Genomic DNA, 5,218 nt, shown 5'->3' with positions numbered 1-5,218 from the left:
ATAACGCAAGGGGTGTGCCAGTAGTGTAGTGCAATAAAAACAGAGACTTAGCTGATGCCTAAAAAGGGGGGAGCAAGGTGTTGCCTGTGGGTGGGCGAAAAGTTGCTCAGCGAGCAAGATTTGGCCGGATTGGTCAGGTTGGTTTGAGCTAAAATAAGAAGTTTCTGGGGCTAGGTATTTGAATTGTTCAAGGATGATGCCGCCCAATATATTAAGAGATCAGGCGGTTAGTTTGGGAAGATAAACTAAGAGAGTTAAGAGTAATACAACAGGTTTAACCGATATTTACTGTGCCGCCACCAATAATCACACCCCCGCAGCTTACTGGGTCTCCCGTTCTGGCGACGGGTTTTCCATCAGCAAAGACCGTCGCTGATCCAGCTGCAATACTACGACCATGTGGAGGATGTTTGGGCTTGTCATGAGGCGCCAGCGGATCGCCCAATCTGCAAACTGGGATACCATCCATTTTTACCGTGCCTGAGCCCGCGGTTGTTGGCGTTGGTGGGAAGCCATCGTGATCTGTTCCCGTGTCTCCCAGTCGAACTGCATTACCCATTATTCATATCCTTATTTTTCAATTTTTATTGCTTCAACATCGGGATTACACCGACTTGTGCATTCTAAAAGAAAATCGATGCTGATGTTTGAGGGAAATGTTTCCCTTCACTTGAAATGCAAAGCACTTGGCGTGTTTTGTATTTTGGCAGTGGAAAGAGTGCTTCTGCATTTTTCTTATCGAGGTAAGCAGAAGCACTTCCATAGCTGCTCGCGACCTGGGCTGCATCATCACCATTGGAGGCGGCAATTTCTTTGATTAAAGTTATTCGCTGAGCGGGAAAGCTGAGACAATCTACATTGGAAAGTGAACTTTCTTCCCAAAATAAATAGCTTTCCAGAAGAAGTTTGTCGTCATCTGACATGCTTCCTACGAAATAATCTTCTCCATCAATTTCAGCTTTTCCGTTATCCCCTACTAAGGAATGAACCAAAATACTCTTCTCAAAACCAGCTTCAGGAAATGATGAGAAAATACCTTCGACTGTAACTGTCTTTGCTTGAGCAAAGAATGGTGATAACAACAAACTTACTATGCTGATCAGAAAATTAGCTCTCATAGGTAAACATTAAAGTCAGTTCCGCTTTTTCATGCATGCAAAGGGCATTAAACTGACGATAAATACTTCGCTGGCATAAAGATTGGTTTGCCTCATACTTTGGTACGATCAAGCCAGTAGGCACAAACCAGCAATTGATATGCCATATAATATATGCATTTAAAACAGCACGTTAGGGTGTTTTAATAATCGTAAGGCAAGAAATTGCTCAAATATCGAGTGAAAGTTTGCCCAGAGAGCAATTTTTTGCCAGAGAATCCACAACGAATATCTACCGCATTAGGGGATCTGAATATGTCAAAAAATGCTAACTTCTCATCTAGTTCTGGGATAAAAATTGATAAAAATAAGCTTCTATTTTTCTGGGGACACACCCCGAGGAGCAATGCATCCGTTGGCAAAGAGTGTCTGAGTCAATGGTACATGTCCCCTTTCCAAGTTAACGGACATAAATTTCACACCGCAGAACAGTACATGATGTTTAAGAAAGCCATAATTTTTGATGATTTGTTGTGCGCAGAGAAGGTGTTGCGCTCTAAGACTCCTGAAGAAGCGAAAAAACTTGGACGAGAAGTAACCAATTTTGATGAGAAAATATGGATTGAAAATCGTTTTCAAATAGTAGTAGATGCAAATCTCCATAAATTCAGGAGTTGTTCTGTATTAAGAGCTTTTTTGCTGGCAACGGATGATCATGTACTTGTTGAAGCAAGCCCCTATGATAAAATCTGGGGTATTGGTTTAGATGCAGGACATGCAGACTCAGCAAACCCCAATAAGTGGAGGGGGCTGAATTTACTTGGCTTTGCGCTGATGGATGTCAGAAAAAAGCTGAGAGAAGAAAATTTAAAATCTTAACTCTGTAAATTCTTCCCAGTCGTTTGTGAGTTGAACTTTATCTTTTTCAGCTTCAGACAATGAAAGCCAATATGTTGACCAAAAATGTGAAAACCAAAGGTCTAGGTTACCTTGTAGGCTACCATAATTGTTTGGATCAATATCAGGAAATGAGTGATGAGGTAGAGGAGGAGAGAGTTTGAGATTAAGAATGCTCTCTATGATGCTTTTTTCATTACAAGTAAGGCTGACGACATAACCAGAAAAATCCTCATATAGAGAAAAATTAATCAGCAGCTTTTTGTGGCATTGAGAGCTATCTCTAATGTCAAGTGTAGTTAAGAGTCTAGGTAGTTCTGATTTGGAAATTAAAAAAAACAGATAATATGCCTGTCCCTTATGTTCTTGAGATAGTTTTACTAGTGGATAGCTAGGTGTAATAAAATTCAAAACCAAAGGGTCTTCGTCCTTTAGTTTCTCTTGTTTTTTTACAAGCCCTAACTTACTTAAAAAATTAGTTTTCATAAATAAAATCAGCCACCCAATCTGCGCCAAAATAACCAGCAGCACCGAAAATGATACCACCAATTAATCCTGTTACAATTGCCCCAGGTCCAGTTTCGATGCCTACTGCTGCGCCTGCAACCGTCCCTACTTTTGCTCCTGCCACTGCAGCTCCCCAGCCACCAACCTGCCGCACAACTTCTGCACTAATTGGCTTCATGCTCTCGGTTTTTATCGATTCTTGTGTCGCGACTGATAAGTCATAGGCTGTAAATGCGAAGCCGAAAACCTGAACAACCCTACCTACCTTACCAACTTGTTTAACAAAAGCGTATGACTCTGGTGTGAAAACCGCCTTGGCAGGTACCTTATTCGCTAACAATACTTCCTTATCAATGTCGCGAACATAACCAATAATTTGGTCTATGCGCTTAATTCTTTTTGGAGCCGTTTTTTTGTATTCTTCTAATGCTGCTATGATCTCGTCTGTAGAAACAAGCTTTGCTCCGCCTTGTGTTGCTTTTTTTACATCTATATAGACACTTTTACCTTGAAAACGAGGGGAACCGTCAGGGAATGCTGAACTAGTAGAAGTGAACTGAGTTTGATTGTTCACCCCCATAACGTGCTCTGCTATTGATGCATTAGCATTTATATCTCTTCCTGATATACCGAATTTTTCTGGAAATACTTCTTTCAAAGCCTGAGTTTCAGGCAGTTGCATTGCTTTTAAGAATTGGTCGTCTAAGGTAGCGTAGACTTTTCTGACAAGCATACCGTCTGAGCCGACTTCATCGACAATTGAAAAGAAAAATGCGCGTGCGGGCATATCATCACTTAATACATCAGTCGTAGAACCAACATTTGGGTTGGTCGTGATATCCGTTTCAATCATCATATCGCTCATTCTTGTGGCCACCTTTCTAATGCTTTAATGCCGGTGAAAACTTTCAAAAAATCGGGTTGTTCAGTTTGGATCCGTGGTAATAAACCTTGCGCATCGGAAACCCCATGGAAAATACGCCCATCATTCGCTTGAACAAAGTAAGGAGTATTTTTTAAAATTTTGCCACTTGAGGTGACTAACCTTATTTGCTCATCAAATATTGGGGGCTCTGCAATAAATTTGGGTGGCAAAGGTAGTTTCCCCCCAAACCCGCTACCACTTCCCGCACTTCCCCCTGAGTTGAGGTTCACGACAGGACCTGAAATATGAACCCCTGCTGGGTCCAGTTTTACAAAGCCAGCGGCGGTTTTGACGGTGATTTCTGTGCCCGCTTCGATGATGACTTTGTCGCCCGCTTTATGGTGAATTTCTGTGCCTGCTTCGAGCAGTTGTTTCTTACCTTGCTTGATGTGCAGGGAGCTATCGACTGTCAGGCTGATATCACCTTTCACATGCTCTTTGGATTGCCCATCTACCGTCAGGTGATCATCCACTTTGATATGCTGGAACCTTTCATTCTCCACATCCAGGTGGAGGTCATGCTTGATATTATCCTTGCGGTCATTCTCGACCAGCAGGTTCATGTCCTTCTGGGCATGGACATAGATTTCTTCCTGTCCCGCCTGGTCCTCAAAGCGAAGCTCATTAAAACCTTCCCCCTGATGGGTTTCGGTTCTAAGTACCGTACGCGTCTTGTTCGCCGGCAGCGGGTAAGGTGGCACATTGGTGGCGTGATACGTGCGCCCGGTAACAATTGGCTGGTCCGGGTCACCTTCAAGGAAAGAGACAATCACCTCATGACCGATACGGGGAATGGCCATCATGCCATACTGACCGCCTGCCCAACCCTGAGAGACACGTACCCAACAACTTGAGGCATCATCACTGTTACCATAACGGTCCCAGGGGAACTGCACCTTCACCCGGCCATGTTCATCACAGAAGATTTCCTCACCATCGGGACCGGTAACAATCGCGATTTGTGGGCCATGAACACAAGGTTTCGGTTGCGGTGTTGGACGCCAAGGCCGGTGAGCCGGAATCACTGAAAAGGTATTGTGAAACGTCGTCATGCCCTCACCGCCGGCCTCTTCCAGCGCCTGCGGCTGAGTGCCTTCACACTGGGCAGAGACCACCACCCAATCACGGTTCGTGGTCTCATCCGGATGGTCCACGAGGTCAAACAGCATGCCTGGCTGAACCTGAGGGACATTGCTTTGCGCCGTTGCCGTGATGGCATCACGTCTTAAATGCTCAAGACGGTACTGGGTAAAGGGCTTCCCTGCGGCATCACTCTTATAACGCCCCGGGTAGTCATAATGCTCATACGTGCCACGCTGAAAGGCCATTTCCGTGCCCGCGTGTTCATGTAAAAAGCCATAGGCCGGTTTTTTAAAACTGTAATCTTTCAGCTGCGCGGAAGAGGGTCTTGCCTGCGCCGAAGACTGCCAGCCTTTAACAAAATTCTCTTTAGATATCCCACCGACATTCACGTTATAAGGCAGCGCAAGGCCCGAAGCTGATAGGGTCTGGGTATCATCAGAGAACAGCACCGTGTGCTTGTCTTTGGAATGCAGGAAGCAATAGAAAATGCCCTCTTCCGCCGCAATACGTTCCAGGAATTCGAGGTCCGTTTCCCGGTACTGAACACAATACTCACGGGTCTGAGGTTTACCGGAGAGCGAGAACGCATAATCATCAATGCCCATCTCCTGCAGGAGAATACTCATGATTTCCGGGGCAGACTGCTGCTGGAAGATACGGCTGTTCTGGCGAAGGGACAGTCTGGCAAGGGACGGCACCATCTCCAGTG

At 44.8% G+C, this 5,218-nt stretch carries 6 protein-coding genes; 1 reads left to right on the top strand and 5 read right to left on the bottom strand.

From position 1 onward, the window contains the following. Positions 1-274: 274 nt before the first annotated feature. Both GMA8713_RS25060 and GMA8713_RS25055 read right to left on the bottom strand, forming a co-directional pair. On the bottom strand, positions 275-559 hold the full coding sequence (locus GMA8713_RS25060) for a type VI secretion system PAAR protein (RefSeq protein WP_062715318.1): 285 nt from the start codon (positions 557-559) through the stop codon (positions 275-277). A gap of 64 nt (positions 560-623) precedes the next feature. Then, complete coding sequence (locus tag GMA8713_RS25055) at positions 624-1,118, bottom strand: hypothetical protein (protein WP_062715317.1); 495 nt, start codon at positions 1,116-1,118, stop codon at positions 624-626. A 294-nt stretch (positions 1,119-1,412) separates the two neighbouring features. On the opposite strand from GMA8713_RS25055, the gene ybiA reads away from it, so the two are divergent. Next, positions 1,413-1,976: a riboflavin biosynthesis intermediates N-glycosidase gene (gene ybiA, locus GMA8713_RS25050; protein WP_062715315.1), complete on the top strand. Its 564-nt coding sequence runs from the start codon at positions 1,413-1,415 to the stop codon at positions 1,974-1,976. Here ybiA and GMA8713_RS25045 read toward each other — a convergent pair. The 3 genes from GMA8713_RS25045 to GMA8713_RS25035 form a co-directional block, all read right to left on the bottom strand. Beyond that, a complete protein-coding gene (locus GMA8713_RS25045) occupies positions 1,965-2,480 on the bottom strand; it encodes a hypothetical protein (RefSeq protein WP_062715312.1) in 516 nt (171 codons plus the stop codon). The genes ybiA and GMA8713_RS25045 overlap by 12 nt on opposite strands. Then, on the bottom strand, positions 2,470-3,366 hold the full coding sequence (locus GMA8713_RS25040; RefSeq protein WP_062715310.1) for a hypothetical protein: 897 nt from the start codon (positions 3,364-3,366) through the stop codon (positions 2,470-2,472). Before GMA8713_RS25040 ends, GMA8713_RS25045 begins: the two co-directional genes overlap by 11 nt. Next, positions 3,363-5,218: type VI secretion system Vgr family protein (locus GMA8713_RS25035; protein WP_232314573.1), on the bottom strand; the 1,856-nt coding region annotated here is incomplete at its 5' end. The genes GMA8713_RS25035 and GMA8713_RS25040, both read right to left, overlap by 4 nt.

This window comes from Grimontia marina (genome assembly GCF_900060185.1).
Taxonomy (GTDB): domain Bacteria; phylum Pseudomonadota; class Gammaproteobacteria; order Enterobacterales; family Vibrionaceae; genus Enterovibrio; species Enterovibrio marinus.
This window is presented reverse-complemented; position numbering and strand designations above follow the sequence as displayed.